Origin of the sequence: Streptomyces sp. BA2 (assembly GCF_009769735.1) — a bacterium.
In the GTDB taxonomy this organism is placed as follows: domain Bacteria; phylum Actinomycetota; class Actinomycetes; order Streptomycetales; family Streptomycetaceae; genus Streptomyces.
Genome location: NZ_WSRO01000002.1, coordinates 7430596 through 7453005, shown reverse-complemented (window position 1 = coordinate 7453005; position 22410 = coordinate 7430596). Strand labels below are relative to the sequence as shown.

At 69.6% G+C, this 22410-nt stretch carries 15 protein-coding genes; 5 read left to right on the top strand and 10 right to left on the bottom strand.

Annotation, left to right across the window (positions count from 1 at the left end; translation table 11 throughout):
- Genes E5671_RS36085 through E5671_RS36040 form a run of 10 tightly spaced genes read right to left on the bottom strand, consistent with a single transcriptional unit; the run spans position 1 to position 17484 of the window.
- Positions 1-1131, bottom strand: coding sequence for a fatty acid desaturase family protein (locus tag E5671_RS36085; RefSeq protein WP_160508041.1), 1131 nt, complete (start codon positions 1129-1131; stop codon positions 1-3).
- Positions 1128-2954: an FAD-dependent monooxygenase gene (locus E5671_RS36080; protein ID WP_160508040.1), complete on the bottom strand. Its 1827-nt coding sequence runs from the start codon at positions 2952-2954 to the stop codon at positions 1128-1130. Before E5671_RS36080 ends, E5671_RS36085 begins: the two co-directional genes overlap by 4 nt.
- Entirely contained in the window at positions 2947-3564 is a 618-nt protein-coding gene (locus tag E5671_RS36075; RefSeq protein WP_160508039.1) for a hypothetical protein, read from the bottom strand. The genes E5671_RS36080 and E5671_RS36075 overlap by 8 nt, the downstream gene beginning before the upstream one ends.
- Entirely contained in the window at positions 3557-6244 is a 2688-nt protein-coding gene (locus tag E5671_RS36070; RefSeq protein WP_160508038.1) for an aminotransferase class III-fold pyridoxal phosphate-dependent enzyme, read from the bottom strand. Before E5671_RS36070 ends, E5671_RS36075 begins: the two co-directional genes overlap by 8 nt.
- A 7-nt stretch (positions 6245-6251) precedes the next feature.
- The gene (locus E5671_RS36065) at positions 6252-9470 is read right to left on the bottom strand and encodes a type I polyketide synthase (RefSeq protein ID WP_160508037.1); all 3219 of its coding nucleotides are present in this window, start codon (positions 9468-9470) and stop codon (positions 6252-6254) included.
- 10 nt (positions 9471-9480) lie between these two features.
- Positions 9481-13326, bottom strand: a complete 3846-nt coding sequence (locus E5671_RS47505) for a type I polyketide synthase (protein ID WP_160508036.1) — start codon at positions 13324-13326, stop codon at positions 9481-9483.
- The gene (locus E5671_RS46590; RefSeq protein ID WP_160508035.1) at positions 13319-13603 is read right to left on the bottom strand and encodes a phosphopantetheine-binding protein; all 285 of its coding nucleotides are present in this window, start codon (positions 13601-13603) and stop codon (positions 13319-13321) included. Before E5671_RS46590 ends, E5671_RS47505 begins: the two co-directional genes overlap by 8 nt.
- Positions 13600-15414 (bottom strand): AMP-binding protein, encoded by a 1815-nt coding sequence (locus E5671_RS36050; protein ID WP_160508034.1) that lies wholly within the window; start codon positions 15412-15414, stop codon positions 13600-13602. The genes E5671_RS46590 and E5671_RS36050 overlap by 4 nt, the downstream gene beginning before the upstream one ends.
- On the bottom strand, positions 15407-16480 hold the full coding sequence (locus E5671_RS36045) for an SDR family NAD(P)-dependent oxidoreductase (RefSeq protein ID WP_160508033.1): 1074 nt from the start codon (positions 16478-16480) through the stop codon (positions 15407-15409). Before E5671_RS36045 ends, E5671_RS36050 begins: the two co-directional genes overlap by 8 nt.
- A complete protein-coding gene (locus E5671_RS36040) occupies positions 16477-17484 on the bottom strand; it encodes an N-acetyltransferase (RefSeq protein WP_160508032.1) in 1008 nt (335 codons plus the stop codon). The genes E5671_RS36045 and E5671_RS36040 overlap by 4 nt, the downstream gene beginning before the upstream one ends.
- Positions 17485-17991: 507 nt before the next feature.
- On the opposite strand from E5671_RS36040, the gene E5671_RS36035 reads away from it, so the two are divergent.
- The 5 genes from E5671_RS36035 (at position 17992) to E5671_RS36015 (ending at position 22408) form a co-directional block, all read left to right on the top strand.
- On the top strand, positions 17992-19005 hold the full coding sequence (locus tag E5671_RS36035; RefSeq protein WP_160508031.1) for a beta-ketoacyl-ACP synthase 3: 1014 nt from the start codon (positions 17992-17994) through the stop codon (positions 19003-19005).
- Positions 19006-19077: 72 nt separating this feature from the next.
- Positions 19078-19359 (top strand): acyl carrier protein, encoded by a 282-nt coding sequence (locus E5671_RS36030; protein ID WP_160508030.1) that lies wholly within the window; start codon positions 19078-19080, stop codon positions 19357-19359.
- The gene (locus E5671_RS36025; protein ID WP_443032743.1) at positions 19356-20585 is read left to right on the top strand and encodes a beta-ketoacyl-[acyl-carrier-protein] synthase family protein; all 1230 of its coding nucleotides are present in this window, start codon (positions 19356-19358) and stop codon (positions 20583-20585) included. Before E5671_RS36030 ends, E5671_RS36025 begins: the two co-directional genes overlap by 4 nt.
- 9 nt (positions 20586-20594) lie before the next feature.
- Positions 20595-21932 (top strand): cation:proton antiporter, encoded by a 1338-nt coding sequence (locus tag E5671_RS36020; protein WP_160508029.1) that lies wholly within the window; start codon positions 20595-20597, stop codon positions 21930-21932.
- A gap of 80 nt (positions 21933-22012) precedes the next feature.
- The gene (locus E5671_RS36015; protein ID WP_160508028.1) at positions 22013-22408 is read left to right on the top strand and encodes a hypothetical protein; all 396 of its coding nucleotides are present in this window, start codon (positions 22013-22015) and stop codon (positions 22406-22408) included.
- Positions 22409-22410 lie beyond the last annotated feature (2 nt).

Genomic DNA, 22410 nt, shown 5'->3' with positions numbered 1-22410 from the left:
TCAAGCTCCTGCTCCTTCCGGCTTTGCGCGGTCGAGCAGTGTTCCGGCCCGCTGGTGTGATCGGCACACGCTCCACAAGCGCCGCAGGGAGTGGAGAAGGCCCGGGCTCTCGGTGAGGCGGTAGGCGGAGTCCTCGGGGAGGCCGGCGACCAACCGGGCGTGCGCGACGGGGTAGTTGTGGTAGGGCAGCCCGGGCATCAGGTGATGCAGCGCGTGCAGCCTGAGTCCGACCGGCGCCCACAGCTCGCCGAGCACCCTGGCCCGAGGATGGTTCACCGTGTCCATCATCTGCTCGACGATGCTCATCTCGTCCTCGTCGCCGATGTACCGGTGAGCGGCAAGCAGACGCAGCGAGTTGATGAACGCGACCGCGACGAACAGGGCGTACCACTGGACGAGACGGCCGATCGGCACCACCCCCGTGGACAGCAGCACCGCCGCGCCGACGATCCACGCCAGGCAGAGGAACTCCTGGAGCCGCCAGCTCCACTTCTCCTCCGCGGTGGGCTGGCGGCCACGGTAGTCAAAGTCGATCTTCAGTGCGGAGAGGTTCCGGTAGAGGTACTCCCGCACCTTGGGCACGAACCACGAGAGCGGTGTCACGAGCCCGAAGCGGTAGGGGCCGAAGAAGGGCAGGACGAACGGAGTGATCAGCAGTCCCACGATGTTCGACGGCGCCATCCTGGCGAGCGGCAGGTACTCGGCGTCCTGCGGCGTGCCGTACAGCTTCCTGTTGTGGTGCTCGCCATGGCACTCGTACATGAAGGTCGGGATCATCATCGGGATGCCGAACAGTGCGTTCCACCCCAGGCGGAACGGGCCGAAAGCCTGCTTCTTACGGAAGTGCGCGATCTCGTGGATGAAGGCGAAGCAGCGGAACGCCGCGAACACCGAGACCAGGAAGGCGAGCACGCCGAGCACGCTGAACCCGCCGAGCGGCTCCACCGCCCAGAAGGCGACGGCCCCGACCGTCACGGAGAGCAGGAAATCCGTCCAGTAGACCCCCATCCTGGGGCGGAACAGGCCGCGCAGGAGGTCGTGCGCCTCCTTCACCGAGAAGCGGCTCATCGCGCGTTCGAGCTCCGGCTCCCAGGGAACGGCCCGCCGTCCGGTCCCGCCGGCGACCGTCATGACGCCCTCCTGCCGCGGAACCGGCGCAGCGCCATCCGGGCCTTGCGCACCTTCGTGTCGGCGATGTCGAGGACGGTGCCCAGCGTGGTCATCGTGACGAGCATCGGGCCGGAGCCCGCCATCAGCACGGGCCGGTGCTCGTGGCCCGTCACCTTCATGAACTCCGGCTCCTTGATGGCCGGCAGGGTCAGGTCGGCGCGGGAGAGCTTGTGCACGTACGGGAGTCGCCAGATGCCGGGAAGTGCCGCGTGCGCGCGCAGGCCGGCCTTGGTCGGCGGCAGTTTGATGTCGTTCTCCAGGCGCCACAGGGCCCGGCTCTCCAGGCTCCGGTGCCATTTCTCGACCAGGCCCGCCACGCGGTGCGGGTCGAGGTGGTGCCAGGGGGAGGACTGGGACAGGAACAGCCGGCGTTCGAGTCCGGCCCGCAGCCGGGCGTGCTCGACCGTCTCCTCATCGGTGCGGCCGCCGGTCTCGGTCAGCCAGCGCGAGACCCGGAAGCGGCCCAGGAGCGCGGCACCGAAGATCATGTAGTCCAGGAGGTGGTCGAGGATGAAGAAGCGGCTGTCGGCGATGGCGGGCCCGTACTTCGACTGGACCATCGAGCGCATGATCCGCCAGTCCGCCGTGACGGCGCGGTTCACGTGGTCCAGGTAGTCGAGGTCGAGATGGCCTTGGCGGACGTCGCGCTGGGCGATGTTGGCGATGTGCCAGGAGGTGGACATCGACAGGCTGATGCCCTGGCTGTAGAAGGCGTCGATGATCGACGAGGCGTCGCCGGCCATGGCGTAGCGCTTGGGCGAGATGAACGTGTCGGTCATGCGCTGGACGTCGCGGTAGGCGCTGAACTCCAGGACGTTGTCCTCGGTCAGCCAGTCGAGGAGGGGGTAGCGGCGCAGGATCTTCCAGAAGACGTCTCTGGCGTTGCCGTCCTCGGGCGGGCGGCCCTGGCTGTAGGTCACGCCGACGCTGATGCGGTCGCCGTTGAGGCGGATCAGCCAGATCCAGTAGCCGTCGCCCCAGAGGTGGAGGGTGTTGCGGTCCCGGTGCGCCTCGCCCCCGTCGGGGAAGGAGAAGTTCCAGCGCTCGTCGAAGTTGTCGTCCGAGCAGTTGGAGAACTGTGCCCACGCCGCGGTGGTGGCGAAGCCGTCGTCGAGGCGCAGTTCGTGGTCGAACCGTTTGGCGAGCACCCGGGTGCGGCCCGTGCAGTCGACCATCCAGCGGGCGGATATCTCCCCGCTCTCCTTCTTGTTCCGTGAACTCCAGCGCAGGACATGGTCGTTGTCGTCGTCGCCGAGGTCGATGTCGCGGACCAGGCCGCTGTCGAGGAAGGTCAGTCCTTCGAAGTTCCTGGCGCGTTCGCGGAGCACCGCCTCGATCTCCGGGCGGACGATCTGCGAGTCCTTGAACATGGTGCGGTGGAAGAGCGGATCCTCGATCTTCTCGATCCAGTGCGGAGGCAGGTCGCTCTCGAATCCCCACTCGGAGACCGAATCGTCGAAGCTGGTGCGGCCCTCGAGGCCGTGGGCCATCCAGAAGCCCTCCTTCCCGAAGGACTCCTCAAGGGACTCGTCGAGTTCGCCGATGGCGCGCAGGAAGGCGTTGGAGTACACCAGCAGGGACTCGCCGACCTTGTAGCTGGCGAGTTGCTTCTCGGTCGGCTGGTCGATGACGACGACGGACAGGCCTCGCTTGGCCAGGGCGATGGCATTGATCAGACCGACCACGCCGAAGCCCATGACGCAGACGTCGGCGCGTATCCGGTTCGGGCTCGTGGCCTCGCCGTCGTCCTTGGCCATTGCCGTTGTCTCTTTCGGTTCAGGCACCGGGGGCTCCTTGGTCGGCGGGGCGGGGGGCGAGGCGGGCGAAGCGGCGGGCGACCCGGCGGTGGCGGTGCGCGAAGAGCTGCTCGACCGTCCGGCGGTAGAGGGGGGTGATCGGACGCAGATGGGGCTTGAGGAGGTAGGTGAGCTGATCGGTGAGCACCGCACCGCCCGGCCTGTCGTCGACGGTGCGTTCGTGGATCCAGGCGTGGGCGGACGACATCCTGGACACCTCCAGGAACCGGCGCCCTTCCTCCCGTTCGGCGATGGTCACGTCGTCGTAGTCGTAGGGGAGAAGCCGGCCGAGCAGGATCCAGGAGCGCCCGAGCGGTTCGGCCAGCGGCACGTCGGCGAGGGAGGGGCGCTCGCCGCGCATGGCGCGGGGGACGGTCATCCGCATCACGGGGGCCAGTTCGGCGTTGATGCCGTCCAGGCGGGTGGCGGCCGTCCACACCTGGAGCCGGTCGGCTCCCGGCAGGAAGGTCGACCGGTGGACCCGTTGCCAGAGCTTGGCGTGCTTGCCTTCGAGGTCGGGGAAGTGGGCGAGCACGGAGGGCGGGGGCCGGTGGCCGCTCTCGGCCGGGGCTGTTTCGCTGCGCGTCGTTTCACTCATGGCCAGGGTCTCCCGTGGGCTGGTCGGTGTGCTCATCGGGCAGGTGGAGCCGGTATCCCAGGCGCTGGGCCTCGTCACGCAGCATGCGTACGAGCTCGACGGAGAGCTTCTCGCCGTGGCTGACGACCGGGTCGTGCAGCCGGTGCGCGAGGATCATGGTCTCGGCGGTGCAGGCGTACGTGACGCCGCTGGGCACGCCGAAGTCCACTCCGAGGTCCTGGCGCCCGGGCATCTCGACCAGTCCGCCTGCGACCACCTTGAGATCGGGGCGGGCCTTCTTCAGCTGCGGGCCCACGTTGGGCGGCTGCGACACATCGCAGACGGCGGCGCCCTGCCGGACGAGTTCGGGTCTGATGAGCTGGTCGGGCGTCGAGGTCGCGGCAAGGATCAGGTCACCGCCGGGCAGCACCGCCTCGGACTCCAGCGACCAGGTGAGCAGGCCTTCCTTGGACAGTTCGGCGGCGATACGGGCGTGATCCACACCCTCGGCGGCCCGGGCACGGACGGCCCACGCCAGAGACCCGGCGGCGGGATTCCCGCCGAGCTCCGCCAGATGCGCGACGACCGCCTGAGCGGCCGCGGTCAGGCGCTCCTGGCTGCGGCGCCGGTTGGCCGGATTACCCACGAGGACCAGGCTGCCGACCTTCTCCGCGAGCAGCAGGCTGGAGGCCAGGCCGATCGCGCCCGCACCGCCGAGAACCACGCAGCAGGCCGCGTCGAGACGGATGCCCTGCTGGACGGCGGCTTGTTCCAGTCCGTCCACGGCGGCGGCGACGGTGTACGCGTTGCCGGTGGTCACGGGGACCTTGACGTCTTTGAGGGCCGTGGCGTTGGCGGTGACGACGGACGTGTAGGCGCCGAGCCCGACGAGTTGGGCGCCGCGCGCCACGGCGTCGTCCACGGCCTCCTGTACCAGCGCCGTGGCCCTGGCCGTCGGCATGTCCAGCAGGCGCTGCGCTCCGTAGGGCAGGGCGTAGATCTCGCCGTAGGAGCTCTCGCCCGTGTCGGTCCGCACGCGACACCTGCCGACCAGCATGGCCGCGGCCGTGTCGACGTTGCGGCACTGGTTCATCCGGTCGAACAGGACACGTACCTGTTCTCCGGGCAGGCCGAGGCGGCTGTCGTAGCTCTCGTAGCTGGCCATGTCGGTGGGGTGAGCGATGAAGGCCCAGCGCGGTTCCCCCGCGCTGGGCCGCAGGGGTTGGTCAGGCACCGCGGGACGCGCCGGCAGTTGGGCAACCGCCTGCTCCCGCGCTTCTTCCGCGTCCCGCGGGCCTGTCTTGGGGAGCAGGTGGGCGAAGAAGCGCCGGCTGTCACCCTGCTCGATGACACCGAGCCCTCGGTCGAGGGCTGCCAGCAGCGTGTCGCACTCCTCCTCGGTGACCGTCAGCGGCGGCTCGACGCGCAGCACGCTGTTGGCGAAGTAGGCGGGGGCCAGGCGGATTCCCTCGTTGCGCAGCAGGTAGCCGCAGAGGAATCCGGCCAGGCCCTCCTGGTCGGCGAGGGAACGGAAGAGGCCCTGGCTGACATGGATGTCGGGGTCGTCGGACAGTTGCACCCCGAGGAGCAGCCCCTGGCCGCGCACGTCCGCGACGAGGTCGGGATGCTTGGCCGCGACGCGCCTGAGGCCGTCGAGGAGGTACTCGCCGCGCTCGGCGACCTGTCGTACGAGTGCCTGGTCGTCGGCGGTCAGGAGCTCCACGGCGCGCACGCCGACGCGGGAGCAGAAGGCGTTTCCCCCGAAGGTCGACGTATGGCGCAGGCCGAAGTCCTCGGTGAGTGAGTCCTCGCCGAAGAGCACTGCTCCGATGGGGACCATCCCGCCGCCCAGGGCCTTGGCCAGGGGCATGATGTCGGGCACCACCGCGGTGTGTTCACAGGCGAACAGGCGGCCCGTGCGGCCGAGGCCCGTCTGGACCTCGTCGATGATGAGTTTGGCGCCGAACCGGGTGCACAACTCGCGTGCGGTGGCGAGGTATCCGTCCGGTGCGGGGACGATGCCGCCCTCCCCCTGCAGGGCCTCGACGATGAACGCGGCTGTCTCGTCGCCATGTTCGTCAAAGGCCCGCTTCAGGGCGTCGGCGTCACCGAAGGGAAGGTGCGTGAACCCGGGAGAGGGGGCTCCGAACGGCGTCTGGTAGCGGGGTCGGCCCGTGGCGGACAGGGCGCCCAGTGTCTTGCCGTGGAAGGAGTTGCGTGTGGAGATCACCAGGGTGCGGCCGGTGGCCGCCCTGGCCAGCTTCAGGGATGCCTCGACCGCCTCCGCGCCGCTGTTGCACTGCCAGACCTGGTTGAGGTGACCCGGGGCGGCCTGGGCGAGGCGCTCGGCGAGCAGGGCGGAGGCATCGAGAAGGGAGGGCAGCGTCAGGCTCGGCTCTGCCGACTGCTGGAGGTCGCTGATCGCCTCCCAGATCTCGGGGGGATTGTGGCCGAAGGGCAGCGCCCCGTAGGCACCGGCGAAGTCGAGGTAGGAGTTGCCTTCGGCGTCGTAGAGCCGGGTGCCGGCGCCGCGCACATAGTGGACGTCCATGCCGAGCCCGTCGAGCATGCGGGCGACATAGGGGTTGGAGTGCCGGCGGTATCGTTCCGCGGTCTCGCCGCGGTCGGCGACACCGCTCAGCCGGGCGCGAAGGGCGGCCCGCTTTTCCTCGGCCGTGCTGGTCACAGGTGTGGAAGCCACGTTGGGGTCACCGTCCGTCTTCGGAGTCGAGTGCCGCGAGGAGTCGGTCGAGTTCTTCCTCGGACAGGTCATCGAGGTTTTCGAGGGCGCGACGGGCCTCTTCCGAGGTCGGCCCGCGCTGGTTTCCGGCTGCCGTGAGGGTGCGAGCGATGTCCCGCAGGGTCGCGCCCTCCATGAGCACGGTGATCGGGATCGACGTCCCGAGGTCGTTCTCCAACCGGTTCTTCAGCTCGACGATGGACACGGAGTCGATGTCCAGGTCTCTGGCCGAACGGTCGGGGTCCAGGGCTTCGGAGTCGGCCTGCATGAAGTCGGCCAAGTGCGCGATGAGCCGCTCCAGTACGGCGCTCTCGTCCAGGTCCGTGCCCACCGGCGGGTCCGCGACGATGGTCGAGGCGGCCGCGGCGTCCGTGGTGGGGCTCGCGTGCTTGACCCAGTGCTTCTTGCGCTGCCAGGGGTAGGTCGGCAGTGGGACCATGCGCGCAGGCCCGGGGTGCAGCGCGCTCCAGTCCACCGCGCACCCGGCGGACCACAGTTGGCCGACGGCCGTCCACAGTCCGAGCCGTTCGTCCTGGTTCTTGCGCACGGTGGCCACGGCGATGCCGCCGCTCGCCCCGCTCTGGTCGAGCGCCGTCCGCAGATGAGGCAGCAGCGCCGGGTGTGGTCCCAGCTCGACGAAGGCGCTGACCCCGTCCGCGAGCATGGCGTCGACAGCGCTCCTGAACAGGACAGGGCGCGCGGCGTTGTCCGCCCAGTGCTCGGCCCCCAGGTGTTCCCCGGGCAGGAGCGCACCGGTGACCGAGGAGTACACAGGGGTACGCGAAGCTGCCGGCAGCAGATCCTTCAGGTCCGTCCGCAGCTGATCCGCGACAGGGCCGAGGCCGGGGCTGTGGAAGGCGTAGTCGGTTGCCAGGCGGGTGACACGCCACTCCGAGAAGTACTCGCGCAGTTCCTCCATCTCCTCGACCGGGCCCGAAATCACCGTTCCCTGAGGGCCGTTGACGGCTGCGATGCCGACGCCGACTCCCGGAGCGGACGGCGTCGACCGCGCTCGGGCCAGCGCCGCGGCGACCTCGTCGGCGGGCGCCCGGACGGCGAACATCGCGCCTCCGGCGGCGTGTTGGTGCAGGGCCTCACCTCGGGCGAGCAGCACCTGCACGGCCTGCTCGCGGGAGAGGGCTCCCGCGGCGACGGCGGCGGAGACTTCGCCGACACTGTGTCCGCACACGGCGGCCGGAGTCAGACCCCAGCCACGCAGCCGTTCGGTCAGAGCCGCCTGCAGGGCGGCGATGGCGAGCTGCGCGAACCGGGTGTCGGACAGGGCCCGTTCGGAGCCGGACCCTGCCAGGGTCGACAGGAGCGGGGGCCCGCCCGCCTCCGTGACAGCCTCGTCCCACGCCGTCAGCTCCTCTTGTACGAGGGGGTCTTGCTCCGCGAGCGCGATACCCATGCGTGGCCACTGCGCCGACTGCCCGGAGTAGACGAAGGCCAGTTTCCGCTGCGTGGCGGGGGATCCGGCGAGGATGGCCGGGCTGCTTGCCGCACGCCTCAACGCGTCGGGAAGCAGTTCGGGGCGGGCCGCGGCGACTGCCGTGCGCCAGGGGTGATGTCCTCGACGCCGGGCCGCCGCCGTGGCCGCCTCCTGGATCTCCGAGGCGTCCATGCCCTCCAGGCGCGCGGCGAATCGCTCCAGCTGCGCCGAAAGGGCGGGGGCGGTTCGCGCGGAGAGGGGAATCAGGGTGGGGGCGTCATGGGCCTGGGACTGGGCCTGGCCCTGGCCCTGGGCCGAGGGCCGTCGCGGGGCGTTGGCGTGGTCGCGCACCGCGGGCACGGCGTCAGGGTGGGCGATGATCAGATGCGCGTTGGTGCCCCCGAAGCCGAAGGAACTGACGGCCGCGAAACGGGATTCCGGGGAGGTCCACGGCTCCAGACGGCGCGGTACGGCGAAGCGCTCGCCCTCCAGCTCGATGAACGGGCTGATCTCGCCCAGGTTGATCTGCTGCGGTATGCGGCCGTGACGGATCGCGCCGACTGCCTTGATCAGTGAGGCGACCCCGGCCGCGGACTCCAGGTGACCGAGGTTGGCCTTGACCGAACCCAGCCAGCAGGTGGGTGCTTGATCACCCCCCGCTCCGTACACGGCGCGGATCGCCTCGTACTCGATCGGGTCCCCCAGGGGCGTACCGGTGCCGTGCATCTCGACGAACGTGATGTCCCGCGGGCTCTTTCCCGACGCTTGCAAGGTGCGGCGGAGCAGCGCTTCCTGGGCCAGCGGTGAGGGCGCGGTCAGGCCGTTGGTCCTGCCGTCCTGGTTGGTCGCGTCCGCGAGGATGACGGCTTCGATCGGATCGCCGTCGGCGAGCGCGTCCGAAAGCCGCTTGAGCGCCACGAGGCCCGCGCCCTCGCCCCGGACCATGCCGTCCGCGTCGGCGGCCAGCGCCTTGGTGCGGCCGTCCGGGGCCAGCGGCAGCGCGCGGCCCGTCATGGTGGTGGACAGCGGGGACAGGATGAGGTTGACGCCCCCCGCGAGGGCCCGGTCGCAGTCGCCCGCCCGGAGGCTCTGGCAGGCGAGATGGATGGCGACCAGTGAGGAGGAGCAGGCGGTGTCCACCGCCATGCTCGGGCCCTGGAGCCCGTACTCGTAACTCACACGGTTGGCCAGCAGACTCCGTGCGCCGCTGCCCGTGGAGAGCCGGCTGCTGACGTCGGGCCTGGCCGCGAGCGAGGCGAGCATGTAGTCCTGGTGGCCCGCGCCGATGAAGACCCCCGTCGGCGTACGCCCGAGTTCGGCGGGTGTCCAGCCGGCTCGTTCGGCGGCTTCCCAGGCGATCTCCAGCAGAATGCGCTGCTGCGGGTCCATCAGGTCGGCTTCGGTGTCGCCGATTCCGAAGAAGCCGGGGTCGAAGCCGTCGACGTCGTCGATCTGCCCGGCGTGCTGGGCCAGCCGGGCGAACGCCGGGTCGTCCAGCGCGCTGAAGTCGATGCCGCGCCAACGGTCGCCGGTGAGCGGACGCACCGCGTCACGGCCTGCCTCCACCAACTCCCAGTATTCTTCGGGGCTGTTGGAGCCACCTGGCAGGCGGCAGGTCGCGGCGACGATGGCGATGGGCTCGGCCGCACGGCCCTGTTGGGTCTGCAGTTCCGTGACGCGGGTGCGCAGGGTGCGGATGGTTTCGGCGGCGCGGAGCAGCGCCTGGTCGGTCGAGTCGGTCGAATTGCTGGTCATGGCGGCCCCCTTAGGACGTGCTTTCGAGCTCGGCCAGCAACTGGTTGAGCGCATCGGACGGCTCCGCAGGACTGTCGGCCGCCGTCGATGAGGCATCGCGTTCGCGGCGTTCGATCAAGTTGGCCAGTTCCGCCGAGAGTTGGCTGATCGTGGGTTGTGCCCATACGAGGGCGACGGACAGGCGCAGGCCCAGTTCCCTTTCGAGCCGGTTGCGCAGTTCCACGCCCATCAGGGAATCGAGTCCCAGCTCCACGAAGGGCAGCTGATCGGGGTCTGTGCTGGGCAATCCGCCGGGCAGGATGCTGCTGAGCGTGGTGCGCAACCATTCACCGAGCCGCGTGCGGCGCTCCTCTCCACTGGCCGCCTGGCCCGGCTTCGGGGCCTGGGCGGGTGCGGCGCCGCCCGTCGGTCCCGCGAGTTCGGACAGATGCCGCAGCGCTACGCCCTGTATCTGGACCAGGAGCTCTCCGGCGGTGTCCACCAGGGCCAGATCGATGCTGACTTGGCCGTCCGCCTCGTGCAGCCAGCCGTAGGCGGTGCCGCGGTCCGCGGCCCACAGACGCGGGGTGACATGGACGGCGCCGATGCGCGCGACGGTGAACTCGTCCAGTGGGGGAAGGTCCTCGTAGGAGTCGAAGAGCGCGTCGGCGAGCGCGGGCAGCGTGGGGTCCAGGAGGCTGGGGCCTTGCGCGGGGCGGCCGGTGGGCAGCTGTGCGGACAGCGGCTGTGCGGGCACGGTCACCTCGACTTGAGCCATGGCTGATCGGGTGGGAAAGGGTTCGGGCGCTGAACCGGAACCGACGGTGCACGTCGCGGCGGTGGTCCACCGGCCGGATTCCTGGAAGAGGAACGACACCAGCGCTGAGGACGGCTGGGGGGTGTCGCCTCCGCGCAGCAAAGCGAGTTGAAGGGGTACCTCGGGGTCGGCCGGGAGCCGTCGGCGCATGTCCACGTCCCGTATCCGGCACACCTCGCCGATGCCCGCCTGGCCCGCCGCCCAGGAAGCCAGTGCGACCAGCTCCGCGGCCGACAGGGCGGGCCGCCCTGCGACGTGGTGCTCCTCGCGTGCGCCGGGCAGTGTCAGGTCGGCGATGAAGGTGCCCGGCTGTAGCGCCACTTCCGTCAGGACTCCGGGGACGGCCTTGGAGACGGCGGCGTTCTCGGGGGGCCGGTGTGCCTGCTGCCGCTGGAAGGGGTGTCCCGGCAACCGGTGCGCCCAGTCACGGGTGAGGGCGTCGGCCACCGCGTCCGGCCGCCGGCCCTGTTCGTACAACTCGGCGGCCACGCCGTGCAGTCCGTAGGGCATGGGCCGGTCCCGGTGGGCCGTTGCGAGTGCGGCGACGGGCCGGCTGCGGCCTTCGATGCTTTCGCGCAGCGCGACGAGCAGTACGGGGTGAGGGCTGATCTCCAGGAGGTGGGTGATGCCGTGGTCGGCCATGGCGACGACGGCTTCCTGGGCCCGGACCGGTCTTGTCAGGTTCTCCTTCCAGTAGGCGGTGTCCAGGTGGCCGTCGAAGCGTTCGCCCTGGACGGAGGAGTAGAAGTCGACGGCTTCGGCGCGTTCCTGTGTGGGTTCCTTTGGGGGCTGCTGTGTGGGCTGCTGCGTGGGTTCCTCTACGTGGCCCAGCGCGTCGACGAGTTGTTCCGCGGGGCCGCGCATCAGTGGACCGTGCGAGGGGTAGTCGACCTTGACCCGCCGTGCGTCGCGCCCCAGGCGTTCGAACTCCGCCATGGCGTCGGCCAGGTCGGCGTCCGCTCCCGAGAGCACACAGGTGCGGGGGCTGTTGTCAGCGGCGACGGTGACCGGGCTGTCCAAGCTCAGCAGGATGGCCCTGGCCTCGTCCGCACCCGCATCGACCACGGCCATGCCGCCCCTGCCCCGCGCGGCCTCCACCACGTCGTTGCGGGCCCGAAGGACCCGGCAGGCCGTCGTGAGGTCGAGCTTTCCGCCGGCGACGGCAGCGCTCACCTCACCCATGCTGTGACCGACCACCGCGTCCGGCCTGATTCCCAGCTCGGCGAGGCCTGCGGTGAGTGCCAGCTGAACGGTCATGATCAGTGGCTGGGCGACGGAGATGTCGTCGAGATCCGCGCTCTCCTCGCCCCGCAGCGCCCGCAGCGGGCTCCATCCCAGCAGGGGTGCGAACGCCGCGTCGATGTCCTCGGCACACCGTGCGAAAGCCGGGCTTGTGCGCAGCAGTTCCCGGCCCATGCCTTCCCACTGCGAGCCGTGGCCCGAGTACACGAAGCCCAGTCGCGCGAGGGGAACCTGGGCGGTCGGTGAGACCGGCCTGCCCCTTGATGCGACCTTCTCCAGCTGCCCGAGGAGTTCTTCCTGGTCGGCCGCGACCAGCCCGGCGCGCCACGCGAAGTGGGTGCGGTGTACCGCAGCCGCGCGGGCGGCTTCGTGGATCTCGGCCCAGCTGTCGGCTGTCTGTACGTGCTCGGTCCACGAGCCCGCCAGGGCGACCAGAGCGTCCTCATCGCGCGCGGACAGCGGCAACAGGGCGGGCCCGAAGGCCGCCCGCACACCACTCCGTACGGGGGAACGGTTCGGCGTGCGGGCGATGATGGCGGAGGCGTTGGTGCCTCCGAAACCGAACGAGCTCACCGCCGCGCAGTGCGCCAGGTCCGGCCAGGGCAGGTCGGTCACAGGGACGTGCAGGCGGTAGGCGTCGAGGTCGATGCGTGGGTTGACGTCGGTGAAGTGCGGGTTGCGCGGGATGACGCCGTGGCTGAGGACGAGGGCGGCCTTGATCAGGCCGAGGATTCCCGCGGCCGCCTCCAGGTGCCCGATGTTCGCCTTGATCGAGCCGACGGCCAGCTGTGGCCGGCCATCGCCGAGCGCGTCGGACAGCGCCGCGGCCAGGGCGCGCGCCTCGATGGGGTCCCCCAGCGGCGTTCCTGTCCCGTGCAGTTCAGCGAACCCGAGCTGTTCGGCGGAGGTGATGCCCGCGCGCCGCAGGGCGTCGACGATCAGCTCGGTCTGGGCGCGTCCGCTCGGGGCCGTCAGGCCATTGGTGCGGCCGTCCTGGTTGACGGCGGTCGCGCGGATGACGGCGTGGATGTGGTCGCCGTCCGCGAGCGCGTCGTCCAGGCGCCGCAGGACGACGGCCCCGGCGCCCTCGGAGCGTACGTATCCCTTGCCTGAGGCGTCGAAGGTGCGGCAGCGGCCATCGGCAGCCAGGGCGGTCAGACCGGCCGCGCCCAGTTGTGGCACCGGCGAGAGCAACGCGTTCACTCCCCCGGCCAGCGCCAGGTCGCACTCGCCGGAGAGCAGGCTCTGGGCGGCGAGGTGCACGGCGACGAGCGAGGAGGAACAGGCGGTGTCCACCGTCAGCGAGGGGCCTCGCAGGTCCCACAGGTAGGAGAGTCGGTTCGCGGTGATCGCGTGGGCGAGTCCCGGGTTCGTGAACGGTCCGGCAGCGGCGGCCTGTGGCTGCGCGCCCAGAAGCATGGCGTGATCGTGCGTGGCCTGCCCGAAGAAGACTCCGGTGCGGCTTCCCGCCAGTTCGCCGGGAACCACGCCCGCGTTCTCCAGGGCACGCCAGGAGACCTCCAGGGCGAGTGCCTGCTGGGGGTCCATCACGGCCGCCTCGGCCGGGGAGATCCCGAAGAACGCCGGATCCCATCGGCCGATGTCTTCGAGGAACCCGCCCCACTGTGCGCCGGCGCCGTGCTCGCCGGCCGCCCGTACGGCGGCGGTGAACTCGGTGCGTTCCTCGGGTACGCGGGTGATCTCGTCGCGTCCTTCGAGCAGTAACTGCCAGAGAGCTGTCGGGCTGTCCGCTCCGGGGACCCGGCAGCCGAGCCCGACGACGGCGATGTGAGCGGCTTCGGGGGCCGTGTCAGACACGGTCGTCCTCCGGCGAGGTCTTGCGGGCGAGGAACCGCGCGAGGTCGTGGATGGTCGGGTGGTCGAAGAGCCACTCCGGCGGCACTTCGAGCCCCAGGCGCTCGCCGGCAACACCCGAAACGGCCACGACGGCGGCCGAGTCGAGCCCGAGTTCGACGAACGTCATGTGCCAGTCGACGCGTTGCCCGTCGGGAAGTTCGAGGTCCGCGGAGATCGCCGCCTCCAGCATGGCCGCGATCTCGAGCTCGTTCCCGTTCACCACAGATTCGGTGTTCACCGCTGTCCTCCCTCAGATATGAACCCCCGGCGCCACAGAGCGACGGGCCTCAGCTCGTCCGCGCTCCACCGCAGGACGGCCTCATGGCGCCGGACCTTTCCGCTGGTGGTCCGGGGTACGGCTCCGGCGCGCAGCAAGCCGACCGCTGCCACCGGGATGCCGTGCTCCTCCAGTACGGAGTTGCGCGCCGCGGCTATGACGGCGTCGTAGTCGACGTGATCGCCGTAGTCGGTCAACTCGCAGACGAGCACGACCTGTTCGGCCTGGTCCGCCTGTGCTGCCTGTCCCGCCTCCGGGCCGTCGTCGGCCCGCGGCACGCTCAACGCCGCGGCGCGCACGGCCAGCGGGTGGCTGTCCTCGACGGTGCCCTCGATGTCGTGGGGGTAGTGATTGGTGCCCCGGTGGACGATGACGTCCTTGATGCGGCCCACCACGCTGACTTGGTGGTCGTGCCAGACGCCGAGGTCGCCTGTGCGCAGGTAGGTCCTCTCGCTGTCCCGGTGGCCGGGCTGCGAGACGCGTGCGCGAAAGGTGCTGTCCGACTCCTTGGGGCGGCCCCAGTAACCGCCCGCCACGCTGGGCCCGTGCACCCAGATCTCGCCGACCTCGCCCGGCTGTTTGCGGACCCGGGTGACCGGGTCGACGATCGCGATCTCGGTGTCCTCCGCGAGGGCCCGGCCGCATCCGACCAGCACGGTGTTCCGCGTTCCTTCGGCGGCTGCCACCCGCTGCTGCCCGCCCAGCACGTCCGCGGAGACCTCGGACAGAGCTGGGGCGGCCTTCTGACTGAGGCAGCTCACCACCAAGGTGGCCTCGGCGAGCCCGTAGGCGGGCATCATCGCGTGGGGGTCGAAGCCATAGGGGGCGTAGGCCTTGGCGAACTGTTCGATGGTCCGCGGGCGTACCGGTTCCGCTCCGTTGAGTGCGTGCCGCAGCGCCGACAGGTCCAGGCCCTCGCGCCGTTCCTCAGTGATCTTCTGTACGGCTGTCGCGTATCCGAAGTCGGGTGCGATGGTGAAGGTGGCCCGGGTGCGGCTGAGGGTGTGCAGCCATCGCAGTGGGTTACGCAGGAAGCCTGCCGGGGTCGCCATGTGCAGGCTCATCCCGGCCCACAGCGGGTGGCAGACCATGCCGATGAGCCCCATGTCGTGGAAGAGGGGCAGCCATCCCGCCGCCGACTGCCCCGGCCCGGTTCCCAGGTTGGCGCTCAGTCGGGTCACGTTGTGGACGAGGTTGGCGTGCGAGACCATCACGCCCTTCGGGTTCGACGTCGAGCCCGAGGTGTACTGCAGCAGCGCGAGATGCTCCGGCCGTGACCGCGGCCCGGGGAAACCCGCCGGCCCCGTCGCCGAGCGGTCGGCTGCCCGCGGATCCAGCATCACGGGGTCCAGCCCTGCTGCCCGGCTCACCTCACGGAGCCGTGGGTGCAGGTCCGGTTGCGCGATGATCGCCGATGGCTCGCAGTCCCGGAGGATCTGCGTGAGCCGGTGGTCGTAGGCCCGGCCCGCCCGTGCCGTCGACAGCGTCGGCGGATGGAAGGTGACGGCCACGGCATCGGCGAACGTGCAGGCGAAGAAGGAGGCCACGTAGTCCAGGCCGTTGGGCAGGGCGATCAGGACGAAGGGCCGGTGGTGTGTCCGCGGCGGGAGGTCTGCCAGGACCGTCGCCAACGAAGCGGCGTACCCGCACAACTGCGCGTAGGTCAGGGTCTCTTCACTGCTCTGCGGTGTCGTGTACGCGATGGCGTCGGTGTCCCCGCGCGTCTCGGCGTGAGCCGCCAGGGCGTGGGCCAGGGTCCGCGGTTCAGACACGGGCGGCCGGTGTATGAGGGGTGGCATCGGGCCTCCCCTCGTTCCCGAGCGCATCGATCATTCCGTCCACGGCGATCTCCGTGAGCCAGCGGTCGACCGCCGCGATGGAGTCGTCCAAGGACGTGGGGCGGAAGCCGAGTTCGCGCTGTGCCCGGCTCGTGTCGTAGAAGAGCTGGTTGACGGTGAGCCGGGCGTTCTCGGGGACCAGGAAGGGGGACTTGAGCGGGTCCTTGCGGAAGGCGGCGACGATTGCGCCGACCCGGCCGGCCGCCGTCACGGCGAAATTGGGGATCGCGCGCTTGGGCGGCGTGCCTCCGACGACGCGGGCCACCTGCGTGAACAGTTCGCGGTAGGTGAGGTTGACCGAGGAGACGATGTAACGGCGTCCCGGTTTTCCCCGCAGCATGGCCGCTCGCAGGCCCTGGTTCATGTCCTCGATGGAGGTGAACGCCGCCCCTCCCAGCGGGTAGGCCGTCAGCTTCCCCTGGCGGGCGGCCTCCACCAGCATCGCCCAGCCGTAGCGCCGGTCGCTGTAGGGGGCGATGCACGCGCTGAGGTTGACGATCACCACTTCGGGGCCGCCCGCCCGCCAGCCACGCATGAGCTCGCGCTCCCCGGCCCGTTTCGTGATCATGTAGCTGTTGCTGCAGGCGGAACGGGAGATGTCGAAGTCCTCGTCGGCGAGTTCACCGATGGCGGGGTAGCCGATCGCGGAGATCGACGAGGCGTGCACGATGCGGCGCACCCCCGCGGCCCGTGCCGCCTTGACGAGGTTGGCGCAGCCCCGCACGTTGACCTGCTCCATGAGGGGGTGCAGCTTGTTGAGGGTCACCGCGATGCCGGCGAAGTGGTAGACCTCGTCGATGCCCTGCAGTGCCTCCTCCAGCGAGGCGGGGTCGGTGACATCGCCGCGCCGCACCTGACAACGGTGCAGGTGGTGTTCGAGCCCGCCCGGGCCGTCGCCCGGCCGGAGGAGGACGACGACGTCCGCTCCGTCGTCTATGAGGTGGCGCGCGAAGGCGGAGCCAAGGCTTCCGGACGCTCCGGTGATCATCACTCGGGTCACAGGACCAGGTCCTTTCCGTAGACGGCATAGGTGCGGACGGGGTCAGTGCCGGTCTGCGCCATGTAGGAGCGGCTCTGCCAGTTGTGCTCGTGGATCCAGGTGGTGTGCACGTCGCGGTACGAGCCGATCCGGCCCAGGGCGACCTTGGCGATCTCGCCGACCAGGACGCGCCCGATGCCGAGGCCCTCGTGTTCGGGCCGTACGCCGATCATCAGGACGACGGCGCCGCGGATGCCGGCCTTGAGTTCCGCGTAGCGCTCCATGAACGCGTCGGTGACTTCACCGCCCGCGGCCTTCAGCAGCTCGTTGCCGTCGGCGGCCAGCATGCTGAAGGCGACGGTCTGCCCCTGGTACTCCACGAACCGCGTGAGCCGGGGGTCGATGAGCTCGCGCAGCTCGCCGAGCTGGAAACGCAGCACCGGCTTGCTGATGGCGACCATGTCGTGGTTGTCGGCGAACGATGCGGCAAGCAGCTCCTGGACCAGGTCGATCTCGCTCTCCCACTGTTCGGGATCCAGATCGCGGATGCGCAGACCGAGCCGCACTGACACCTCCTCGCCCCTGCGGGCCAGTCGCGACATGGCGTCGGCGTCGTGGTCGGCCCGCCAGCTGAAGGTGTCGGTGCGGAAGTCGCGCAGGTAGCCGGCCTGGGAGAGGAGGTCGGCGTAGTGCGGGGGGTTGTGCGGCTGGAACACCGCAGGCTGGTTGTCGAACCCGTCCACGAGAAGCCCGAACTCCTGCGTGGCGCAGTAGGAGTAGGGGCCCGCGACGCGCTCCATGCCACGGTCGGCCAGCCATCGTTCGGCGGCGCTCAGCAGCGCCGAGGCGACCTCGGGATCGTCGACGGTCTCGAACCAGCCGAAGAAGCCGGTCTTGCCGAAGCGTTCCACGTAGGCGGGGTCGATCGTCGTGGAGATGCGCCCCACGGTCCGGCCGCCGGAGTCGGTGGCCAGGAAGTGCTCGATCTCCGCCTCGGAGAAGTACGGGTTGGTCTCGGGGTCCATGAACCGTCGTACGTCGGACGACAGAGGCGGAACCCATCGGTCATCCCCCCGATAAAGGTCCGCGGCAAAGGAAATGAAGCGGTCCACCATCTGGCGTCCACGCACGGGAACTACTGACAGCACAAGGTGTTCCTCCCCCTCGACGACCGAAAGGCCGGAATAAGCGAAAGTCGGCTTGGTGGAGTTGGCCGAAGCCTTTCCATCCACCCGGGGCCGATCGATCTCGGATTCAACCTTCCACGCAAGTGGAAATCAACCACGTTTCTCGATTACCCCCGCCACTGCCCGACGACACAACACCTGACCTGCACTTTCAGCTTTGAGATACAAGATTCATTTTCATCTGGCCGGTGGCATGAAAACCGTTTCCAGGAAATTGATGAACGTTTGATGGACCCTTTGAAATGGCGGATGTGGCGTGTTAGGTTCCATCACTCAAAGCAGACGCCAAAGGAATGAGGTATTCCACTTCCATCCTCGGATTGGACGCTCAGAAAGGAAGTGATCGTGAAGAATGCCGCTGTACTCTGCGGAATAGGCGCATGGTTACCCCCGAAGGTGGTGACTAATGAAGACCTGTCCGGGCAGCTTGAGACGACCGACGAGTGGATCCGCACCAGAACAGGGATCCGCCGGCGCCACATCGTCGATCCGGGCATGTCCACGGGAGACCTCGCAGTCGAGGCCGGCCGGCGCGCTCTGAAATCCGCGGGCGGCGAGCCGGTGGATCTCGTCATCCTCGCGACGACCACACCCGACCACCCCTGCCCGGCCACCGCACCCGCCGTGGCGCATCGGCTCGGCCTCATCGATGTCGCCGCCTGGGACCTGTCAGCCGTCTGCAGCGGATTCCTCTATGGACTGGCTGCCGCCAAGGGGTTCATCGCGGCCGGAACGGCGCATCGCGTGCTGCTCATCGGCGCCGACGCCTTCTCGACCATCCTCGCCCCGGACGACCGCACCACCCGCCCGATCTTCGGTGACGGCGCGGGGGCCGTCGTCCTGCGTGCGGGGGAACCCGACGAGCTCGGCGCTCTGGGGCCCTCCTCCCTGGGCAGTGACGGCTCTTTGCGGGAACTGATCACCGTCGAGGCAGGCGGTTCCCGTATCCCGGCCGGCCCCTCGACGCAGGTGCACACCGACCCCGAGCGCTACTTCACCATGCAGGGCAAGACCGTCTTCCGGCATGCGGTGGCCCGGATGGCCGGAGCCGCGCAGGAGGTGCGCCGTGACGCCGGCTGGTCCGCGGCCGAGGTGGACTGTTTTGTCGCCCACCAGGCCAACTACCGCATCCTGCAAGCCGTCGCGGAAAAGATCGGCATCCCCATCGAGCGGTGCGCCATCAACCTCGCGCGCGTCGGCAACACAGCCGCCGCTTCCATTCCGCTGGCGCTCGCCGACGCCGCCGCGAGCGGACTGCTCAGGCCCGGACACCGTGCGCTGCTCGCCGCGTTCGGCGGCGGCGCCACCTGGGGGGCCGCCGCCCTGACATGGCCGGACGTGACCCCGGAACGAACCTGAACGGTCCCGCTCAGCACCCGGCCACCGCCGCCCACCATCACCCATCCGACGTACCGGACGTAAGGACTCACCATGGCCTCCTCTGCCCCTTCCGCCCGCTCCCTCGAGGAGCAGATCAGCTCGCTGCTGGAGACCCGGTTCGGTGTCGACGCCGCCACCGCCACCTCCGAAGTCACCTTCAGCGCACTCGAACTGGACTCTCTCGCACTCGTGGAACTCTCCGACGTCCTTCAGGAACTCTTCGAAGTGCCCATCGGCGACGACGACCTCGGCGCCGAGCAGACGATCGGCGAAGCCGCCGCCCTCATCCGGGTCAAGCTCGATGAACCGGAGCGCATAGGGAAGAAGGCATGATGCGCGGCCCTTTCCATGCGGCGATCACCGGGATCGGCCTGGTCACCTCCGCGGGGCTGACCACGGATGAGACCTGGGCCTCCGTTCTGGAGGGCCGTCCCACGGCCTCACCGGACCCGGCATTGGCAGGGCTGCCCGTCGAACTCTCCTGCCGTGCAAGCGAGTTCGACGGAGACGCGGCGCTCGGGCGCCGCACCGCATGGCGTCTCGACCGTTGCACCCAGATGGCCATCGCGGCCGGAAGAGCGGCCGTCGTGGACGCCGGCCTGGACCCGGACGATTGGCACGGCCCTCGTGTCGGCACCATCCTCGGAACGGCGTTCGGTGGAATCGGCACCTGGGAACGTGAGCACCGCAAACTCCTCGAACTCGGTGCTTCGCGCATCTCGCCGCTGACCGTGCCGATGTCACTGACCAACATGATGGCGGGCCGGCTCGCCACTGACCTCAAGGCCCGCGGACCCAGCTTCGTGACGAGCTCGGCGTGCGCGTCGGGCGCCACCGCTGTCGGCACGGCGCGCGAGTTACTCCGATCCGGCGCCTGCGACATCGTTCTCGCGGGGGGATCCGAGTCCAGCCTCGTGCACTCGGTCGTAGCCGCCTTCGCCAAGGCGGGCGCCCTCTCGCAGTACAAGGACGACCCCTCGAAGGCGTCCCGCCCTTTCGACATCGAACGCGACGGCTTCGTCATCGCCGAGGCATCCGCTGTCCTCGTCCTGGAACGCCCCGAGCACGCACGGGCGCGCGGCGCTCGGACGTACGCCTACGTCAGTGGTTACGGCGCGTCCGCCGATGCCGGACACGAGACCCGCCCCGACCCGGAAGGGCAGGGCGCCGAAAGGGCGGTGCGGGCCGCTCTGGAGGACGCGGACCTCTCCCCCGCCGACGTCACCCATGTCAACGCCCACGGGACATCCACACCGCTCAACGACATGGCGGAAGGCCGCATGATCCGCAGAGTGCTTGGAGGTCACCCGGTCACCTCCTCGGTCAAGGGCGTGACAGGGCACTCGCTCGGCGCCGCCGGTGCGGTCGAGGCCGCGATCACGGCGCTGTCGCTGAAGCACCAGACAGTCCCGATGACGGCAGGCCTGACCCATCAGGACCCTGCCGTCGACCTCGACATCGTGGCGGCCGCGTCCCGTCCCGTGGCCATGGAAGCGGCGCTGAGCAATTCCTTCGGATTCGGCGGTCAGAACGCCGTACTCGTTCTCACCCGACCGTAGGAGATGACCATGGCTACCAGCACCGTCGCCGCCGCACAGGATCCGAACGTACAGCTGGTCATCGACGTCCTGCCCGCGCTCCTGGTCATCCTGATCGTGTCCGCGCTCTGCGGGAGGCTGGCCGTGGCCTGGGGCCAGCCCCGCGTGGTCGGGGAAATGGTCGCCGGTATCGCCCTCGGGCCGACCCTCTTCGGCCGGGTGTTCCCCGACGCCCAGCAGTCCCTGTTCACCCCCTCGGTGAAGCCCGTGCTGTACGTACTGAGCACGATCGGCCTCACGCTGTTCATGTTCCTCGTCGGCCTGGGGCTCGATCACGAGAAGGCGCCACGCGGATATCAGCGCACCGCGGCGGCGCTGGCCCTCTCCAGCATCGTGCCGGCCCTCCTCCTCGGCTGCGGCGTAGGCCTGCTCTTCCATGAGGAGCTGTCCCGGTCCGACGTCGGCCCAGGCATGTTCTCCCTGTTCGTGGGGGGCGCCTTGGCGGTCACCGCGTTCCCCATGCTCGCGCGCATGCTCTACGACCAAGGGCTTGAGCGCACCCCACTCGGAGTTCTCGCGCTGCTCGCGGCAGCCGTGGACGACGCCGTGGCCTGGTGCTTCCTCGCCTTCATCGTCGCCTTCCACAGCAACGGCGGGCTGTCGCAGAGCGTTCGCGTGGTCGTCCTGTCCGCCGCCTTCGCCGTGCTGACGCTGACTGTCGGACGCAGACTCTTCCGCAGGCTGGGCGAGAAGACGCGCGCGCGAGGCGACTTGACCACAGGCCAGTTCCATCTCGTACTCATGGTGGTGCTGGCCGCCGGATGGTTCACCGAGGAGATAGGCATCTACGCGGTCTTCGGCGGCTTCGTCGTCGGACTGGCCATGCCACGCGAGAAAACCTTTCAACGCGCGGTCAGACTGCGGCTCCTGGACACCGTGCAGGTGCTGCTCGTCCCGGTCTTCTTCGCCTTCTCCGGCCTCAACACGGAGATCGGAGGCATCACCGACGGGGGCACACTGCTGCCCCTCGCGGCCCTGCTGACGGCCGCGGTCGTCGGCAAGTACAGCGGCAGCCTGGCGGCGATGCGCGCGAACGGCTTCAGCTGGCGCGAAGGATCGGCCATGGGGGCGCTGATGAACGCCCGCGGCCTCATGATCCTCATCTTCGTCAACGTGGGTCTGGCCGAAGGCATCATCAACCAGAAGACGTTCTCGCTCCTCGTGCTGGTCGCCCTTGTCACCTCCGCGAGCGCCATGCCCTTGTGCAAACTCTCGCTCGGCCGCCAGCCCATGAGTCTGCTGACAACGCAGCACGAGTCGGCCTGTCCGCCTACAGTGTCGAACGAGTACACGAACAGGGGTGGTTGACCGAGCCTGCACAGCACCATGAGCCAGACGCTCGTATATCGACGGGGGAAGGTCGGTACATGGCACGCGGATGCCTTCGTTTGCTGAAGGCCTTGGTCAAAGGGCTACTGCCCTGCCTCTTGTTGGGCCACGCCCTGTTCGGGCAGGTCGCCCCGCTCCTCACCACGGAGCAACTGGCAGCGCCCGCCCCCACATCGGTGACAAGTGTGTACGAAGGTGACGACGAGGGCGGCGCGGGCGACGAACGGCCGGGCGACGCCGTCTGCTGCGGCCTGACATCCAGTACGGCCGCTCAGCCCCGGGGCCCGCAGACACCGGCAACGGCAGAGCCGCCGTCACTCTCGCCGTCACTCTTCGCGGATTCCGCGGCGATGGCCGTGCCGGTCTCACCCGTGGCCCCGAGCGCACTCGCCGAACCCACCAAACCGAGGGTTCCGGCTCCACTTCGTCCGACGCTGCAGAGCTGGCTGATCTGACA

Coding starts and splice junctions, on each gene's coding strand:
- E5671_RS36085 (WP_160508041.1), bottom strand. CDS start 1,131: ATGACGGTCGCCGGCGGGACCGGACGGCGGGCCGTTCCCTGGGAGCCG.
- E5671_RS36075 (WP_160508039.1), bottom strand. CDS start 3,564: ATGAGTGAAACGACGCGCAGCGAAACAGCCCCGGCCGAGAGCGGCCAC.
- E5671_RS36065 (WP_160508037.1), bottom strand. CDS start 9,470: ATGACCAGCAATTCGACCGACTCGACCGACCAGGCGCTGCTCCGCGCC.
- E5671_RS36040 (WP_160508032.1), bottom strand. CDS start 17,484: ATGGACCCCGAGACCAACCCGTACTTCTCCGAGGCGGAGATCGAGCAC.
- E5671_RS36030 (WP_160508030.1), top strand. CDS start 19,078: ATGGCCTCCTCTGCCCCTTCCGCCCGCTCCCTCGAGGAGCAGATCAGC.
- E5671_RS36025 (WP_443032743.1), top strand. CDS start 19,356: ATGATGCGCGGCCCTTTCCATGCGGCGATCACCGGGATCGGCCTGGTC.
- E5671_RS36020 (WP_160508029.1), top strand. CDS start 20,595: ATGGCTACCAGCACCGTCGCCGCCGCACAGGATCCGAACGTACAGCTG.